General features: G+C 54.0%; 16 protein-coding genes. 6 read left to right on the forward strand and 10 right to left on the reverse strand.

The features are described 5' to 3' along the window. Positions 1-143: 143 nt before the first annotated feature. The 3 genes from K1558_RS25110 to K1558_RS25120 all read right to left on the reverse strand — a co-directional run bounded on the left by K1558_RS25110 (position 144) and on the right by K1558_RS25120 (position 4,355). Positions 144-1,547, reverse strand: coding sequence for an NAD(P)-binding domain-containing protein (locus K1558_RS25110; RefSeq protein ID WP_238654799.1), 1,404 nt, complete (start codon positions 1,545-1,547; stop codon positions 144-146). A 223-nt stretch (positions 1,548-1,770) separates the two neighbouring features. Further along, complete coding sequence (locus K1558_RS25115) at positions 1,771-2,904, reverse strand: Ger(x)C family spore germination protein (RefSeq protein WP_238654699.1); 1,134 nt, start codon at positions 2,902-2,904, stop codon at positions 1,771-1,773. After that, positions 2,901-4,355: a spore germination protein gene (locus K1558_RS25120; RefSeq protein WP_238654700.1), complete on the reverse strand. Its 1,455-nt coding sequence runs from the start codon at positions 4,353-4,355 to the stop codon at positions 2,901-2,903. The genes K1558_RS25115 and K1558_RS25120 overlap by 4 nt, the downstream gene beginning before the upstream one ends. An 81-nt stretch (positions 4,356-4,436) precedes the next feature. On the opposite strand from K1558_RS25120, the gene K1558_RS25125 reads away from it, so the two are divergent. Further along, complete coding sequence (locus tag K1558_RS25125) at positions 4,437-5,504, forward strand: GerAB/ArcD/ProY family transporter (protein WP_238654701.1); 1,068 nt, start codon at positions 4,437-4,439, stop codon at positions 5,502-5,504. Between the two features lie 18 nt (positions 5,505-5,522). On the opposite strand, the gene K1558_RS25130 is transcribed toward K1558_RS25125, so the two are convergent. Then, the gene (locus K1558_RS25130) at positions 5,523-5,882 is read right to left on the reverse strand and encodes a hypothetical protein (protein WP_238654702.1); all 360 of its coding nucleotides are present in this window, start codon (positions 5,880-5,882) and stop codon (positions 5,523-5,525) included. 166 nt (positions 5,883-6,048) lie between these two features. On the opposite strand from K1558_RS25130, the gene K1558_RS25135 reads away from it, so the two are divergent. After that, a complete protein-coding gene (locus K1558_RS25135; RefSeq protein ID WP_238654703.1) occupies positions 6,049-7,317 on the forward strand; it encodes a S8 family peptidase in 1,269 nt (422 codons plus the stop codon). 30 nt (positions 7,318-7,347) lie between these two features. Here K1558_RS25135 and K1558_RS25140 read toward each other — a convergent pair whose 3' ends face one another. Beyond that, on the reverse strand, positions 7,348-8,673 hold the full coding sequence (locus K1558_RS25140; RefSeq protein WP_238654704.1) for an amidase: 1,326 nt from the start codon (positions 8,671-8,673) through the stop codon (positions 7,348-7,350). A gap of 235 nt (positions 8,674-8,908) precedes the next feature. Between K1558_RS25140 and K1558_RS25145 the strand changes: the two genes are divergently transcribed. Continuing rightward, positions 8,909-9,556: a transcriptional regulator gene (locus K1558_RS25145; protein ID WP_238654800.1), complete on the forward strand. Its 648-nt coding sequence runs from the start codon at positions 8,909-8,911 to the stop codon at positions 9,554-9,556. Positions 9,557-9,972: 416 nt separating this feature from the next. On the opposite strand, the gene K1558_RS25150 is transcribed toward K1558_RS25145, so the two are convergent. Beyond that, positions 9,973-10,248 (reverse strand): CD3324 family protein, encoded by a 276-nt coding sequence (locus K1558_RS25150; RefSeq protein WP_238654705.1) that lies wholly within the window; start codon positions 10,246-10,248, stop codon positions 9,973-9,975. A gap of 383 nt (positions 10,249-10,631) precedes the next feature. Between K1558_RS25150 and K1558_RS25155 the strand changes: the two genes are divergently transcribed. After that, a complete protein-coding gene (locus tag K1558_RS25155; RefSeq protein ID WP_238654706.1) occupies positions 10,632-12,323 on the forward strand; it encodes a M3 family oligoendopeptidase in 1,692 nt (563 codons plus the stop codon). A gap of 121 nt (positions 12,324-12,444) precedes the next feature. On the opposite strand, the gene K1558_RS25160 is transcribed toward K1558_RS25155, so the two are convergent. The 3 genes from K1558_RS25160 to K1558_RS25170 all read right to left on the reverse strand — a co-directional run bounded on the left by K1558_RS25160 (position 12,445) and on the right by K1558_RS25170 (position 14,111). Continuing rightward, complete coding sequence (locus K1558_RS25160; RefSeq protein WP_238654707.1) at positions 12,445-12,639, reverse strand: transcription initiation factor TFIIIB; 195 nt, start codon at positions 12,637-12,639, stop codon at positions 12,445-12,447. A gap of 50 nt (positions 12,640-12,689) precedes the next feature. Beyond that, on the reverse strand, positions 12,690-13,076 hold the full coding sequence (locus K1558_RS25165) for an iron chaperone (protein WP_238654708.1): 387 nt from the start codon (positions 13,074-13,076) through the stop codon (positions 12,690-12,692). 102 nt (positions 13,077-13,178) lie between these two features. Then, complete coding sequence (locus K1558_RS25170) at positions 13,179-14,111, reverse strand: alpha/beta hydrolase (protein ID WP_238654709.1); 933 nt, start codon at positions 14,109-14,111, stop codon at positions 13,179-13,181. Positions 14,112-14,365: 254 nt separating this feature from the next. Between K1558_RS25170 and K1558_RS25175 the strand changes: the two genes are divergently transcribed. Continuing rightward, positions 14,366-14,857: a sigma-70 family RNA polymerase sigma factor gene (locus tag K1558_RS25175; RefSeq protein WP_238654710.1), complete on the forward strand. Its 492-nt coding sequence runs from the start codon at positions 14,366-14,368 to the stop codon at positions 14,855-14,857. Positions 14,858-14,877: 20 nt separating this feature from the next. Then, positions 14,878-16,398: a DUF4179 domain-containing protein gene (locus tag K1558_RS25180; protein ID WP_238654711.1), complete on the forward strand. Its 1,521-nt coding sequence runs from the start codon at positions 14,878-14,880 to the stop codon at positions 16,396-16,398. A gap of 77 nt (positions 16,399-16,475) precedes the next feature. On the opposite strand, the gene K1558_RS25185 is transcribed toward K1558_RS25180, so the two are convergent. Beyond that, positions 16,476-17,717: an RICIN domain-containing protein gene (locus tag K1558_RS25185; protein WP_420800468.1), complete on the reverse strand. Its 1,242-nt coding sequence runs from the start codon at positions 17,715-17,717 to the stop codon at positions 16,476-16,478. Positions 17,718-17,932: the final 215 nt, after the last annotated feature.

Consider the following 17,932-nt stretch of genomic DNA (forward strand, 5'->3'; position numbering starts at 1 on the left):
CTCTTTATTATCAATGAGCACGCCCGCGAGGTCAATCCGGCAATGATCAGCCCGCAGTTCCGCCGGGAGAACCCGCAGCATAGCAAAGGCTGTACCAGAGGGCTTCAAGCCTACCCCGGTACAGCCTCTTCTTGAACCCAGACTCATTGTCCAGTAAATTCAATCTCATCGTAATCATAATAAGCCTGAAGAATCTGCTCCCGGTCATCCTGGAACAGCTGGTCGGCCACACCGCCAACCAGCTTGGGAATGGCATTGCGCAGCCCGGAGATGGCTGATGCTGACAACCCGCAGCTGGCCAGGGCAGAATAATTGAAGACGAATAATCCGTGCAGCTGCTGGCGCCCTTTCTCATCCCTGGGCTGAAGCGCGAAGCCGGGACTCAGGTACGGATGGGCATCCAGCAGCGGATTCCCTGCTCCTTCAGGAGCTGTATAGCAGTCGCTCCAGCGGGCGATATGGGATTCTACCAGCCGGAGCTCCGGGCGCAGTGCCGGGTCGCTGACCAGGCCGGTGCTGATGATCAGATAATCGAATCGGAACAGACCTGAGGAGGTGGTTACGACCGCCTCTTCCCCCTCCGCCTTCACTTCAAGCCACGGGGAGCCAAGATGAAGCTTGAAGCCGGGCCACGCTGCCGCACGCGCGAAGGTATCATTGGTCGGCGGCTGATTATAATGGAAGAAATGCGAGATCACCTTATATTTGTCCCCGTCCGCCAGGGTATGGAAGCGTTCAATCATCCCCGAGTCCTCCATCTGGCGGATCGGATTCACACCCGGCAGCTTCGTCCGGCGGACGAACACCTGCGCCTCAGCTGCACCTGCGCTCAGCGCGAAGTTGGCGTTATCGAAGGCAGAGGCCCCGCCGCCGAGAATCCCGATCCGTTTGCCGCGAAGGGCAGCGAAGTCGATCGGCTGTGAGGTATGGGCGTACAGCCGCTCCGGCAGGTGATCGGCAATCATCGGCGGAACATGCCACTGGCCCCCTCCCTGGATGCCGGTCGCCAGGATCACCTTGCGTGCCAGCAGCGCCCCGGACGGTGCACCGTGCCCTGCCACCTGCAAGCGGTAGATCCCGTCACCGCCGGGCTCCACCAGCAACAGCTGCACCTCATTCATGACCGGCAGCTCCAGCACCTTCCTGTACCAGCGCAGATAGGCCATCCACTGGCTGCGCGGGATTTTGTCCACCTCATCCCAGGAAGCTGCTCCATGCTGAGCCTCCCACCAGGAACGGAAGGTAAGAGACGGTATGCCCAGATCAATAGAGGTCAGGTGCTTCGGCGTACGCAATGTCACCATCCGGGCGTAGGTCTCCCATGGTCCTTCAAGCCCGTCCGGGTTCTCATCAATAACCAGCAGATTGGAAACACGCTCCCGCAGCAGGCCGAACGCTGCCCCGAGTCCGCTCTGCCCGCCGCCCACAATCACCACATCATAGACATGACCTTCGGCGTGCTCCAGGGGGCGTACCCAATCTGCGCCGCCGTAGGCAAGATAGGACAGATCCATCTTCACACGTTCATTCAAGGCTTCCAGGCTCATATCCCTCAGACCTTTCGCTGGCATCTTAGACCGGAACAAGCCTTCTGCCCCACAGTCCATTGCTAACATATATGGCCCCATTATATCGGCTAAGAACCTGTTTTTGAATATTCATGGAAGGTTTATTGTCATCACTGCTAAAATCAGCCGGACGAATTGTACATTGAACCTACATTTTCTCACCACCTTGTCATCACTCTTGACAAGCGAGGCCCCTTCATCATCATTCAGCATCTCTAAGTGTAGTCGTGCCCTTGATGTCCACAGCAACCTTCAAGTCAAGCTCCGTAATTCTAATCATGTTCTGTCCGGCCAGCTGCGGATATTTACGTTCGAACTTCTCCTGGATATCGAATACATCGATCCCCTTATTCTTCCACTCCCCGAACAGCTTCAGGCAGTTCTCCCGGATCTTCGCAGCCAGGGAGGCCTCCAGCTTCGCGATATTCTCATCCGTGAGCTCCAGCTTCCCCTGTATGGCCGATACCTCCGTATTCAGGCTCAGAGTAATATCCAGCCTTGCCACTCCATCTTCATAGCTAACCTTAGAGCGGTAGCGGTTGCTCTGTAGCAGCAGATTCACAGTCTTCAACGGGTCTTCCGGATTCTCCGTTGCAATATTTCCAGATACCTTGTTATTCAGCAGGAAGTTGAAGTAGATCGACTGGCTGCTGTCCAGCCTGCCAATCATCGTGTAATCCTTGACCAGCGCCAGGCCGTCCAGATAATATTGCCCCTTCGTATCCTCGTCGTCCGACACATTCATGACCGACATGGAATTCACATAATCCCCGGTCAGCCGCTGGTTCATGAATTCCTTAATGTTGAGCTTGACGCCATAGGAGGTGACAGAGGATTTCGTGCCCAGCATGTCGTAGAGATAGAGTCCGGTCATGATCTCCTCTTCATGATTGGGGTTAATGAACGAATCTGTACTCCCTGTATAAATTCCCAGCAGTGTGCGGGCGCTCGATTCCTGCCACCGGTCGAACAGCTCGAAGGCCTGGTCCAGCCCGCTGCGTGCAAACCGCTCGGTGAACAGAATCACCTTATTGTGCGCCAGTGTAACCGGCGCGCTGGTGAACGTCTCCAGCCGGTTCATCGCATCGCCGGGATTCTGTGTCGCGATCTTGTATATAATCCGTTCCTCCTGGTTGGCTTCCTTGGACGAGCTGCGGATGGAATTCAGTGTCTCGAAATAAAATACCGCATTCTTCTCTTCATCTGTATCAATCAGAATCGAGGTCACGAACACAATATGATCCAGATCTCTGTATCCTAGACAAGAAGATAGCACCATACACTGCAACGACAGCATCAGGGCAAGCAGCAGCCGCCTGACGGTGAGCGCGCTCATTTCCGGCTCCTGCTGCCGCTGTACAGAAATGGCCGCGAGACCCTGCTAAGCGGCCCCCTGACCAGAATATCCCGGTTCGCCGTCCGGAACGAACGCTCAGTGCCCAGCGGGAAGAGATACGGATAATCACAGGAGCGCAGGGAAGCAAGGTGCGCGGCCAGCAGGATGAAGCCCAGATAGAAGCCATGCAGCCCGAAGCAGGCCGACATAATGATGGAGAACACCGCCCAGACAGAGACCGCCGAGGTCAGCCGGGGGTTGATGAAGGAGGTAATCGCATAGATTCCTGTCACTACGACCGTAGCCTGAGAGGCAAGCCCTGCACCTACTGCGGCGTCGCCAAGGATCAGGGCACCTACAATGCTGAGCGCCTGCCCGATCTGATGCGGCAGCCGCCTCCCCGCTTCCCGTGACAGCTCGAAGAACAGGAACATGAGAATGACCTCGACGACTGTCGGAAACGGCACACCGGAGCGGGAGACCGCCAGCTTGAAGACGAAGGCGGAGGGAATCAGCGAGAAATGATGGGTCGTCAGGGCCACATAGAAGCCCGGAAGCAGCAGGGACAGCAGCAGGGAGCCGAACCGGACCATCCGCAGCAGCGTCACGAACAGCCGATTGGTCGCATAGTCATCGGGAGACTGCAGATTCTCGAAGAAGAAGCAGGGGGCCGTCAGCGCGAACGGCGTTCCGTTGACGATGACCGAGATTCTGCCCTCGAACAGCTTGGCGACAATCGCATCCGGTTTGTCCGAGTAGCCTATCGTATCAAACAGCGTTTTGCCTGGACTCAGCGCTTCCGCGATGTACTGTGCACCAAGCACGAACTCATTCTCCATCGCCTCCATCTTCTGCCGGACCGTGGCCACCAGATCGCCGGGTGCCGCGCCCTCCACATAGAGCAGCACGGCCTGTGTCTTCGACTGTCTGCCGAGAATATGGCTCTCAATCTTCAGGTTCTCGGTGACCATCCGCTTGCGGATCAGGCTGACGTTATTCACCAGCAGTTCATTGAAGCTCTCGTTCGAGCCGACCAGCGAGGATTCGAATTGCGACTTCTCAACCGCACGGGATTCAATCTTCCGGGCATCGAAATAAATAGCGTAGCCCAGCTCCTCGAAGATCACCACCGGATCACCGGCCAGCACATGCTCAAGGGCTTCCGCCAGATCATGGACCTCTCCGAACTTGGAGACCGATATCGCCTGCTGGGCGGCCTCTCTGGTTGTAATCTCCGTCTCAGCCTGGGAGAGCGGCTCAATAATATGCTGGCTGATATAGCCGGAATCACAGATCGTTTCTATGAAAAAAAGCGGAATCACTGAATGTTTCATTACGATATCACGCCTGATGAAATCAAAGCAGCCGCTAAGTTTAGCAGCCAGCTCGTCCGCCTGTACGCCCATACGATCTCCGCCCTTCACCGTGAAGTAGTATGGATAGTATGCCAATTTTACGGAATAACATCCGGGATTCAGGCTCATACTAGAGAGGAGTCTACATTTTACGGGCGAAGGAGTACTCAGGGACCTATGAACTCCAGACATCTCTTCTTCATCATCAGCGCACTGGCCATTGTCACTCTGAAGACCTTCCCCTCCTCGTTCCTGAAGCTGGGCGGCAGAGATACCTGGATCGCCATGATTGCTGCTTCGTTATGCATTCTTGTGTATATATGGCTGATTATGATGATTCACATCCGGACGAAAAATTACAATCTGATAGATATTTATGCGAAGTCGCTGGGAAGATGGGGCGGGGGCTTTTTCTCATGCCTCTTTTTGCTCACTGTTCTATTAACTATATTCGAGAGCGCAGGGGCGGAGGCCAGTGTCATTCATACCGGCTTTCAATTGTTCACCCCCGTCTGGGTATTCATCATGGTAACGGCCATTGCTACAGTGTATGTGGTCAAAAAAGGCATTGCCTCCGTAACCATCACCACGATTATCGTGATCTTCTTCATCAGCCTCTCCGGCATCCTGCTCGCCTTCCTGACCCATAAATATAAGGATATGAAGTATATCCATCCCATTATGGAGCATGGGGTGACACCGGATCTGCTGCTCGCCACGCTGAAGATTCTCGGGGCGCTAAGCTGCGTCAGCATAGTGATTCCGTATCTGAACAGTGTGCGTGACAAATCGAAGCTGATGCTGTATACCCTTATCGCCATGCTGTTCATTGTCCAGATGCAGATCTTCTCGATGCTGGGCGTCATTACGACCTTCGGGGCGGACCGGGCAGTCAATCTGCTATTTCCCAAGCTGACGCAGACGCAGATTATCAGTGCCTTCGGCTTCCTGGAGGCTGGCGAGCTGTTTGTTATGCTACAGGTTGTGGCCGGGTGGTTCATCCGCTATATTGTCTGCTTTTTTGCCCTGATGGAGCTGATCCGGCTGTCGGGGCTGAAGATCCGCTTCAAGGAGCACTATGTATGCGCGCTGACGATCGTGTTCTCGTACCTCTTCTCCAGAGACCTCTTCAATATGTTCAAGCTGCTCGACTACCTGCTCTACATTCAGCTTATTAACTTCCTGGTAATTCCCCTGATCCTCTACTCTGTTTATTATGCCAAAAGAAAGCGCGTCTCCGGCTGACCCGGGACGCGCTGCGGCTTAGAAGCGGGCGACGTAAAACTCGCGGTTCGCCGGGACGAATCTCTGCACCTGCTGCACATTGTCCGCATCGAAGATGCGGAGCGTATAGCTTACACTGGTCAGCGTGCTGATTGTATTAAATTGGGCTACGCCATACTCGTCGAACTGAGCTGTGACGGTTGTACCGGAGCTTCGCGTCAGGGTAGCCCTCCAGCCCTGGGTTTCATAAGGGACGTTATTCGTGTTGATTGCAAGCACGATAAAGTTGTTCAGCACCTGTCTGATCCGCCGTCTTCTCGGTCTGACTGCCGCTGCTCTTGCTTTTTTGACCATCTGGAGACGTTTCGCCAGCAATGCCTTCTTCTCTGATTCTTTCAATGCCTTCACCACTTTCTGTTAAGATACAGTAGTAAATGCAGCTTAGAATCCTCCCGAAACGAGCGATTGCCTTTATTTACCATAAATGTAGCACTGCCTTGTTCTACGGTTTCGTATCCACCGGGCACCTGGACGCATACAATGCTTCCATAGAGGTGATCACACAATGAAGAAACAGAAATCATGGGTCAGGCATCATGCCGCGAAGCTGAACCGGCCCCTGAAGCATAAAATCCGCAGAGCTTATTCGGCTTCTGCTCCAGTTCCCGCTATTCCGGTTATCATTCAGTTCCGCCGTCCGTTAACTTCTGCAGGCCTGCGTGATCTGAGGCGCCATTTGGGCGCACATACGCTCCCGGTCAAGCATCATCTGCCGCTGCATCGGGCCTTCGCCTCCCGGGTCTCGCTGAGAGGCCTGGAACGGGTATGCGGCTGGAAGGGGGTACGTAAGGTCTACCTGGACGGGATCAAAAAAGCCTCGCTGAACATTGCTACTCCAACAATTGGAGCGACAGCTGTTAAACGTTCAAGAGGCCTGACCGGAAAAGGAATTAACATTGCCGTGCTCGATACCGGCGTGTATCCGCATCCCGATCTGACCCGCCCGGTTAACCGAATTCTGGCCTTCAAGGATTACATTAATCACCGGAAATGCCCGTATGACGACAACGGGCATGGCACACATATCGCCGGAGATGCCGCCGGGAACGGCTGGTCCAGCCGCGGCAAATACCGCGGCCCTGCACCCGGAGCCGGAATCGTCGCTATTAAAGTGCTGGACCGTAACGGGGACGGCTACGACTCGACCATTATCAAAGCGATTGAATGGTGCATCGCCCGGCGCCGCAAGCTGAAGCTTCGCATCCTGTCCATGTCCTTCGGCGGACCGGTCGCCCCGGATGTCAAAGATGATCTGCTCGTCCAGGCGGTGGAACGCGCCGTCAAAGCCGGGCTCACTGTAGTCATTGCCGCAGGCAATCACGGACCGGGACGCCGGACCGTCGAGTCGCCCGGGATCAGCCCCTCCGCTATTACGGTCGGTGCAGTGAACGACCGCCGGACGCTGACCCAGAAGGACGACCGGATCACAGTCTATTCCAGCCGCGGACCGGCCCCCGGCGGCCTGGTCAAGCCTGACCTGGTCGCTCCAGGAGACAGGGTCATCTCGCTGCGTGCCCCCGGCTCACAGCTGGTCCGCGAATTGCCGGGCAATAAGGTCGGCAAGCGCTACTTCAAGCTGTCCGGCACCAGCATCTCTACACCGATGGTCTCCGGTGCCGTAGCGCAGCTCCTGCAGCTCCGCCCCTGCCTGTCCCCGCGCCAGGTGAAGATGCTGCTGAAGCAGAACGCGTTCCCGCTCCGCCTGAAGCCGAACACCGGCGGCAGCGGAGAGATTGATGTACGCTTCCTGAAGAAACGCCGCTGCCGTAAATAACCTGGACGGTTAACGGGCTCCGATCCGATGTTATTCCGGGAGCGGCCGCCCGTCTGTGTATGCAAGATGCGGCCACAGCTTCCGTGCCAGGGCCAACAGCACCTCATCTTCCCCGTAGGCGCCAATGCACTGGAAGCCGAGCGGCAGCCCGCCGAGGGTGGCCGCAGGCAGGCTAACCGACGGGCAGCCTGCGAATCCCCAGACCGCGGGCATCCCGGCCCAGCCCGTATTCCCTTCTTCCACCCTTGGAGCCGTGCCTCCCTGGGCAGGGGATATCCATAGGTCAATGCCTTCCCGGTCCATCAAGTCCTTCAGGCTGCGGCGCAGCTCTACCTGCCGCATGCGGTATTCTGCCAGCTCCTCATCCGGGATCTGCCGGCCTCTAAGGATGGCCTCCTGCACCGGGAGCCCGTATTCCTCCTTATGCCCCGCGAACCACTGCTCATGCCCGCGCGCCAGCTCGCCTTCTATGAAGCGCAGCATCGCGTTTCCGTAGATCAGCTCGTCCTGCCAGGGCATTTGGACGTGGCGGATCTCGTAGCCCAGCCGCTTAAGACCGGCAATCTGAGCATCGAATGCAGCCCTGACCTCAGTACTCATCAGCTCCATGTAGATGCCCTTCGGAATGCCCAGCACCGGCTGGCGGGCGATATCGGCGGAACTGGAGTGCCAGTCCGGGACAAGCAAAGCGGCGGCAGCCTCCATATCCGGCAGGCTCTGTGTGAAGAAGCCGATGGTGTCCCAGGAAGGCGACAGCAGCAGCACCCCATCCAGCGGTACCCTTCCGTAGCTGGGCTTGAAGCCGACTACACCGCAGAATGAAGCCGGAGCGATGACAGAACGCAACGTCTGCGTGCCTATCGCCAGCGGGCACAGTCCAGCAGCCACCGCTGCGGCCGAGCCTGCACTGGAACCGCCGGGTGTATGCCCGGAGTGATGCGGATTGCGCGTGGCAATCGGCCCGTTATATGCAAATTCCTCGGTCACCGTCTTCCCGGCAATGACAGCCCCCAGAGCGCGTAGCTTGGTGACCAGCGACCCTTGCGCACCGGTTAACAGGGTGGCGGGCAGGTGTGAGCCAGCCTGTGTAGGCAAGCCGTCGACATGCAGCAGATCCTTGATGCCCACAGGAATACCCAGCAGGGCTGGCTTGACTCCGTCTTTGCTGATCCGGTGCTGCAGGCTTTCTTTTTCCCGGGACAAACGCTGCTGAACCTCTTCTTCAGGAACAAACGCATGAATATGCGGCTCCGCCTCTCTGAAGCGCTTCATATACTGCTCCAGCAGAGCTTCTGGCGAAGCCCCGGGCCGGCGGTTACTGTCCATCATTTCTGTCAGGGATACTTTGCGAATCATGATGATATCATCTCCATGGAAGATTATGTATGACACTATGCTAGATACGGCTCATGCCCGGAAAGGTAACAGGAATTTCCACTGGTAACCGGTATACAGTATAATAAACAGGTATAGGTCGTGAAGAACACGCCGCCTCAATGGAACGTTTATCTGGAGCTAACTCTGGATACGTCTCTATGGAGGCGGCTTTTTTATGGATTCACGGCTAATCTACTGTAAAGGGGAAGCGCTATTGTCGAGATTCGAGCAGCATGTTGAGGAATGGCTCCAGGAACAGATTCAGACGGAGGAAAGTTCAATACGGTCGGAGTTTCTTAATAAAGGTCTAGGGCACGGAACCATTGAATTTCTGCGCTCCGTGTGGTTTCCCGCTGTCGGCAATTTCAATTCTCTGTACGCGGAGTGGGAGGTTCGTGATTTCAACAACGGTTACCGTTATTTAGATCTGGCGTATATGCCAGGCGGTGCCAAGGGCGGCATTGAAATCCAAGGCTTTGGTCCCCATGCACGGGATCTTGATGTCAGAAGGTTCAAAGACTTATGCAGACGGCATTGTCTGCTGGCGCTGGACGGCTGGACCTTTTTGCCCATTGCCTACCCGTCTATTACTGAAGAACCTCAGCTCTGTCAGCAGCTTGTACTTGCGTTCATTGGGAGATTCGCTGCTACGGATGTAGCTGCATCCTTATCCTGGCTGGAGGCGGAAACTGTCCGCCTGGCCCGGCGTCTTCTGCGCCCGCTGACGCCATTGGAGCTGGCCGGGCATTTACGCGTATGTGACCGTCAAGCCAGACGCATCCTTCATCAGCTGGTTGAGTTACAGATCCTGGAGGTGGCCAGTGGTTCTACGCGGGCTCGCACATATAAGCTCAGGCTCTAGTGTGCATTGAGGGCGTGGGTTGCGGGAGCGCGATGTTGCGGATAGGTGTGAGTCTAATGTTGCGGACTGAGAAGCCGTTATTTGCCGTAATTTCCACTTATCCGATTATTCGCGGACTGAGATTCCGCTATCCGCCTTAGACGTCGCCCAAATGACCTGTTTGAGCAGCAATAACGGATTTTCAGTCCGCCCAAAGTTCATATGACGCTGTAAATCCACATTAGCGGAATCTCAGTCCGCAGCCTTTGTGAAAATCGCTGAAAATCGCTGCCTTAGCCGATCAGTACTTAACTATAGCCGCTCGGCCGGTGCCTCCTGCCGGCTGCCGATAGGCAGTTGACCATACACGCAGCATTCCCTGGGCACTTCCCCCGGTCAGGTCCGGCACCGCCCACCCAAAGCCAAGAACCCGCAGATCAGCTCTGCGGGTTCTTGGAATATACGATTTTGCGGATACTATCTATAGATAGACCATACTGCTCGCACAACTGATCCATATCAGTACCGTTACGGTAGCCTTGGCGGATCTCCGCATTGCGGGTCCGGTAATAACCGGCTGCCCCTGAGCTTTCGCCCCACTTGCGGCGTTTGCTTGGACAGGCGGGGATATACAAGGATTCACCTTGGATATATTGCTGAATCTCCTTCAGCAGATGGTCTGGTAACAACTTGGCTGCATTTACACTTTTCACCCGGGCTCGCTCCTTAAAATAAATTGATCTTTTAAGGGCAAAGCCTGCGAAAATAACTGTATGTCTTCTTTCTATACTTCAGGCGAATATCAATTCGCTCCATGCAAAGCTATCGCCTTCGTTATTTCACAGGCTTTGCATGGAGTGTGCTGTGCTCGTACTGACTCATCTCAAACATAGATCTTCACCTCCCGGGATTCAGTAATTGGTGCAGATTACCTCTATTCTAGGATAATTCCCATATCTGTTCAACCACAGATCCTTCGAGCGCCCCTGCACCCGAGTTCAGCTATAATCAAACTTTACTGCCTGAAGATTAGTTTTTTGCGGACGCCGACTATATAATAGAATCTATATGGTAAAGAAAGGATGCGATGCAGCCAATGAAATTCTCAGAATATGTGTACGAACGTCCAGATGTGGAGCAATTCAAGCAGGAGTTCACCACGCTGATCAAGGACCTGGAGACAGGCAATCTGGAGGAGCAAAAGGCTGCCGTAGCAGCAATCAATAAGCTGCGCAGCCGCTTCGATACGATGGAGACCCTCGTGAGTGTCCGCCACTCCATCGATACGGAGGATGCATTCTACAAGGCAGAGCAGGATTATATGGACGAGACCGGCCCGGTGATCCAGGAATATATCACTGATTATTACAGAGCCCTCGTCAACTCCAAGTACAGAGCCGAGCTTGAGCAGGAATGGGGAACACAGCTGTTAAGCCTGGCTGAAATCTCCCTGCGCATCTTCAGTCCTGAAGTGATTGAGGATCTGCAGCTGGAGAATAAGCTGTCCTCTGAGTACTCCCAATTGATCGCGTCCGCCAAAATCATGTTCCAGGGCGAAGAACGCACGCTGGCACAGCTGATTCCGTTCGATTCTTCCACGGATCGTGAAGTTCGCAAAGGCGTATTCGAGGCCCGTAATGCCTTCATGGCAGAGCATGAACCCGAATTCGACCGGATCTATGACGAGCTGGTGAAGGTCCGGGCAGGAATCGCTGCCAAGCTGGGATACAAGAGCTTCGTCGAGCTCGGGTATGACCGGATGGGAAGGACCGATTACAATGCTGAGATGGTAGCGAACTTCCGCAAGCAGGTGCTGGAGCATATCGTGCCGGTTGCGGGGAAGCTGAAGCAGCGCCAGCGCGAACGCCTGCAGCTGGACGGACTGAAATTTTACGATGAGGGGATTAAGTTCAATTCCGGCAACGCTACCCCTAAGGGAGACCCCGACTGGATCGTGGCGAATGGTGCGAAGATGTACCAGGAGATGTCCCCGGAGACCGGTGAATTCTTCAGCTTCATGCAGGAGAACGGGCTGATGGATCTGGTCAGCAAAAAAGGCAAGGAATTCGGCGGCTACTGCACCTTCTTCAGCGACTACCGCACTCCGTTTATTTTCTCCAACTTCAATGGTACCGCCGGGGATATCGATGTGCTGACCCATGAGGTCGGGCACGCATTCCAAGCGTATTCCAGCCGGAAGATGGAGGTTCCTGAATATACGTTCCCAACCTCCGAAGCCGCTGAGATTCATTCGATGAGTATGGAATTCTTCGCTTGGCCATGGATGGAGCTGTTCTTCAAGGAGGAGGCGGACAAGTACCGTTTCAACCACCTGGCGGACAGTCTGGAGTTCATTCCATACGGCGTATCTGTCGATGAATTCCAGCATTTTGTATACGAGCATCCCCAAGCTACGCCACAGGAACGCAAACAGGCTTGGCGGGACATTGAACGGAAATACCTGCCGCACCGTGATTATGACGGCAACGCTTATCTGGAGCAAGGCGGCTTCTGGCACAAGCAGGCCCATATTTTCCGTTCCCCGTTCTACTATATCGACTATACCCTGGCCCAGCTCTGCGCCTTCCAGTTCTGGAAACGCTCGAACGAGGACTTCACCTCGGCCTGGCCGGATTACCTGAAGCTCTGCCAGGCCGGAGGCAGCCGCTCCTTCACGGAGCTGGTGAAGCTTGCCGGATTAACCTCCCCGTTCGAGGATGGCTGCATCGGCTCCGTCATCGGTGAGATTGAAGGCTGGCTGAACAGCATCGACGATAAGGCGCTGTAGGGACTGGGACTGGAATTGATGCTGGTTTTGCTCCAGACTAACTAAGATTAGGGGCTGTCCCACAGCCATGAAGCGGCTACTTGGGACAGCTCTTTATTTTGAATTGGATTTGATGTAAGCACTATTTATCCTCAAATTTATGCGGCTCTTTAACAAAACTTTTTAAAATAAATCCACATGTTATACAAATTACATGAGTAACATCTGATCCTAAGGTTAGCATCTTTTTCATAGGATACACCCTAGCTTCGCCGTGCGACTTGGCCTCTCCCCATTTTGTTCCTCCACATTCAGGACAACATTCTTCGTTTCTCATCTCGGACCTCCTGCAATGAAATTAATCTTTTCATTACTTCTACTGACTTGCTACTTCTTCTTCCCCTTCTCTGCGGCCTGCTGCTGATTCTCCTCCACTCTGAATTTGACGATTCTGGTAATGAGATCATAGGGGAGCGGCTCCTGGATGGAGAATTGTACCGACCCTTTAGCCCCTTTATACTGCGCCAGTTCCTCCTTGAAGGCTTCGATTCCACTGGGCGCCGGGTAGAACCCGATGTGTGTCTTGTAGGCGGCAAAATGCACCAGATTCTTATGCAGGAACCAGGTCGGCATCTGGTAGCTGATCTTCTCCATTGCCTCCGGCGCGGCATCCGAAATGACCTTCCGCAAGCTCTGCAGCAGCTCCTGAACCTCAGGTGCAAAGTCCGCAATATACTGGTCAACCGATTCATAGGTTACTTTATTCTTTTCCACTTAGGCTTCATCTCCCTTGGGTTCGTTCATAGGCGTAGTTAAGTCGGCCCAACTTATATGTAGCACACAGCTTTTCAAAATTCAATTTGTAATGCGTAAGCGTCATGATCCCTCCATCCTCTCGGCGTAGAACTTTAAATATTCGTCCATATGGCTCATCCAATAGTCTCCGTCATGCTGGCCGGCTCTGAAGTGATATTCCACCGGCACGCCTTTGCTCTTAAGCAAGGTGTATAGCTGTTCTGCACCTTCGAAGAACCGGTAGCTGTCCCCAGAACCGCAATCCAGATACACGCTCAGATTCTTCAAATCCCTCTTCTGCGCCAAAAGAAGCGGATCACGCTCCTGCCTCAGCGCTTCCGTCGGATACAGGAACTGGACTAGCCCGTTCGCCCCGCCTGCTGCCGACCAGTCGTCCAGGAATAATGCCGGGCTATGCCCGCCCACCCTGCTGTAGACATCGCTATGTAAGAACGCCGAATGCAGGCTGATGAACCCGCCCATCGATATGCCGCCAATATAGCGGGAGCCGCGCTCAGCCAGAGTATTGAAATGCGTATCTGTATACTCCACCACATCCTTGACCAAATAATCCTCATACCGTTCACCGCCGGGCGATGTGGGGTCACCCGGATTAGCTGCAGTATTCAGCCCGTAGCTGTTGTCCATCTGGGGAGCGACGATAATGAGCGGCTCGATCTGACCGGCCTCAATCAATCGTTCTGCATTCTGTTGAAGGTTCAGTCCGTCAAAAATATCCGTCTCCAGGCTGCCATAGCCATGGATGAAATAGAGCACCGGATAACGCTGAGAGGCATTGTACCCTGCAGGAAGATAGACACTGAGCCGCATATCCCGGTCCAGGGCCTCACTGTGAAAAACCAGCTTCTGAACGCCTGAGCTTTGCAGCGGTGCCGTCTCAGCCTTGTCAGCCACCCCTTCAGGCTCTTCACCTGAATTCCGCGAACAACCTCCGAGCACAATACACAGTATGATCAGAAACAGATACAGCCTGGAGCTTCGAGAACCTTTCATATCGGCCGCCTCCCATTCTCCGCCACAATCGTAGCGCTTACAATTAACAGTACCACAAATCTGGATATTTATTGTAGTACATTTATGCCGCTTGGCTATTCCCTGGTACTGGCTGGCCTATCTTATATATGTTTTAATAAAAATCAATCGTTTTTGCGGTCTGCTCCGTCTTACTTATGAAAACATATTTCGAGGACGACTTCTTCCATAGACCAACACAGAAGGAAGAGGGGATGGTGAATGGGGGGAAGACAATGAAGAAAGCCAATACAGCAGATCTGGCGCTGATGGATGAAGAGGTGTTCTATGAGCGGCTGGCAAGTGAGCACCGTAAACTGTATGCGCTCGCGTACAGCTATCTGCGCTCAGAAGCAGATGCCCTGGAAGCGGTGCAAGAAGCCTCATGCCGGGCCTGGATGAAGCGCAAGCAGCTTAAGAACGAGCAGGCCTTCACACCGTGGCTGCTCCGGATTACCATCAACTGCTGCATGGATGAGCTAAGGCGTAAAAAACGTGTTGTGCTGACAGAGAAGGTGGCAGAGGAGACCCAGGAGATGAGGAGCAGCGATCGTCTTGATCTGGAGCGGGCGATGAGCCGGCTAAAGCCGAAATACCGCCATACCGTGATGCTCAAATATTACCAGGATATGACGACTGGCGAAATTGCCAAGGTACTTAATAAACCGGAAGGCACGATCAAAACCTGGATGCGTCAAGGACTCATGCAGTTGCGGAAATATCTGTGAGTAAACAGGAGGTGAAGGAAATGTTAGAAAAAGAAGAGCGTGTCCTGAAACAGGACGCCCAGGAGGTCCAGCTTCATGCAAAGGAGATTCAGGAAATGAAAATTTATAATGCCATGCGCAGTGGAATGGCGCAAGGGAACAAACGCAGCAAACGGCGTTTCTATTCCTATGGGGCCGGCGCCGTATTAGCCGCTGCCGCAGCCATATTTGTGCTTGTCTCATCCATCGGCTTGCCGGCCGGAGGTACAGACGATTCGGTCCTCGGCGGTTCCGTGCAGACGACCAGTACCACAAGCTGGAATGATTTTGCGGACTATCGCAAGCAGCCATTAACGAACCGGCTGGTTGGCGGCATCCTGGAACGAAATCTGGTAAAGCCGGTGCGTCAAAGCGCATCAAACAAAGGATATCGCATGGATGTGGATGGTGCCGTCACAGATGGCCGTAAAGTGTATATCCTATTCAATGTACACAACGGTACCGATAGAGTAGTCGATTATGGGCATTCAAAAATTCAATTCGGTGATTATGAGGTTCCAGATCCGCATCGGGGCGCAGCTCTGGAGTTAGTATACAGTGGCGAATCCAGAATTCAGCCCGGCGAAGATAAGAAATTTATTTATTACACTAACTATCCGGCTGCCATCACTGATTCCAAGGAGGTGAAGTTCACTCTAATTCTCTCGGAAGCATCCGACCAGGCACTCACCTCCAGCAGCAACAAGTATCGGACCAGCCTGGAGGTATCGTTTCAGCTTGACCCGGACGAATTCAAAGACCAGGTACGCACACTCCCTGTGAATCGCACGCTTACAGTGGACGGTCAGAAGATCAAAGTACGCCAAGTACAGTATACTCCGTTCCATACTTATGTCGATCTGGAGTATGACAAGGCGAACACCAAACAGATTTTCAGCCTGCTGAACCCTGTTCTGATCGCAACGACCGGGAGTCAATCCGAGAAATTGGTTTATCCGGGTAAAATCACGGCCGATAATTCCGAGGTGTACAAAGACCACTCGCAGGCAACACTGGTGTTCAGGTATACAGGGCTTAACCAGCCGGACTCCATGGCGCTGAAGATTGCCGGCATCTCGGCTCTGGAGCCAGACCGTATGAAATTTGTGGTCGATCTGAACAAGCAGGAAGTGATTGAAGCACCGACATACGGTTTTGAAATTGTCACCTCCAAACAAGAACATCATGCAACAGCAGAAGAGATTTTGCTCCGGCGCAAAGTGACTGGCATGTTTTATTATACCGATTCGCAAGGGGCGGTACAGGCAGAGTCCATCGGCGTAGGACTGGACGACACATTTACCGATGCCAGCGGCAAGGTGCATGATAGAACCAATCGGGAAACGCCACTAATTGAATTCGGCGGAACCACGGTCTCTAGAGATGGTACAGGAATTGTCGAGATGAGTTTATCTTTTGGCAGTCAAGCTGCAGATTACCCGCAGCCGCTTACCCAATCCGTCTGGCGCATTTGGAATCCTATTATGGAGACGCACAGTATCGAGCTGTTCACGAAAAAATAGAATAGAGCAAGAAGCCCCGCCCAGCCGACAGGCTTGCGGGGCTTCTTGCTTAGTTTAGCCTTTGGAGCTTCCGCTCCCTAATTAAGCTTGATAAACTGCCACTTCTGCGCATCCGTTCCGTTGTCCGTCCATTGCTGCACGACCGCTCCGTCTGCCGTGGAAGAATTCGACACATCCATCGCCAGCCCGCTGGCCTTGGAGATCACTTTGTAATACCCGCCGCCGACGTCGATGATTTTCCACCGCTGGGCGTTGCTGCCATTGTCATTGGCCTGCTGAAGCTGGACACCGCTGGCGGTGGAGGCATTCGGCACATCCAGTATTTTGCCGCTGTGCATAGCTGTGAGCTTATAGTAGCCGTCCCCGGTACTCTCCACCTTGAACTGCTGGTTGGCAGCGGTCAGGTTGGTCCACTGATGGACCTTCGCTCCGTCTGCTGTGGAGACATCCTTCACATCCAGCACTTTGCCGCTCGCCTTGTTCATCAAGGTGTATACCCCGCCGCTGACAATGCCGCTTGACGGAGCGCCTTCCTGGTACACCCGCACATAATCCACGAGCATCTGGGCCGGGAAGCTGGTTGACCCGTTCGGAGCACCCGGCCAATTGCCGCCTACGGCAAGGTTCAAGAGCAGGAAGAACGGTTTCTGGAACTCTTCCGTGTTACCGGTCCCGTTCTCAATATAGAATTCATTGAACTGGTTGCCGTCCACGAACCAACGGATGTACTTGGAATCCCATTCCACGCTGTATACATGGTATTGGGAGAAGTCCAGATTTCCGGACACCCGGCCGAATTCGGCATGGCCTCCTGCATCCCAGTGCACCGTGCCGTTAACGGCAGCGTTATTGTTCACCCGCTCCATAATGTCGATCTCACCGCAGGCCGGCCAATAGGCGGTATTAATATTGGAGCCGAGCATCCAGAACGCAGGCCATAACCCCTGGCCGGACGGCAGCTTGATTCTGGCTTCGATTTTGCCGTATGTGAAATTCTTCAGCCCCTGCGTCTTGATCCGCGCCGAGGTATAGTTCATGCCTTCATAGGATTCCTTCTGTGCAGTGATGACCAGATTGCCGCCGGTCACCTTCAGATTCTGTGAACGGTTGGTATAGTATTGCAATTCATTGTTGCCCCAGCCCCCGGTGCCTGTGCCGATCTCGGCTGTCCAGTTCCCGGTATTGAGTGAGGAACCGTCGAACTCGTCGCTCCAGACCAGATTCCAGTTGGCTGCACTTGCACTCCCCGCAGGCACCAGAGCGATTAATAACGTGAACAGCAGGAACAAACTTAGAGCCCTTCCTCTTCTCAGCATCATTGTCCTCCTCTTTGTTTTTCGTGAATGGCCGGCGTTCCTTCAACACACGCGGTACGTTCGCGCCGTTGAAACCTAACCCAACCGGTTTCGGAATTGGACATGGTAACGCCTTCATCCACTACACCCCATATATATCGTTTTTATTCCCGCACAGAACCGGATTTTTGACAAATCAGCGAACACAGTAAAAGACCGCTTCCACAGCAAAGCGGCCC

This window comes from Paenibacillus piscarius (assembly GCF_022234545.1).
GTDB classification, from domain to species: domain Bacteria; phylum Bacillota; class Bacilli; order Paenibacillales; family Paenibacillaceae; genus Paenibacillus_AQ; species Paenibacillus_AQ piscarius.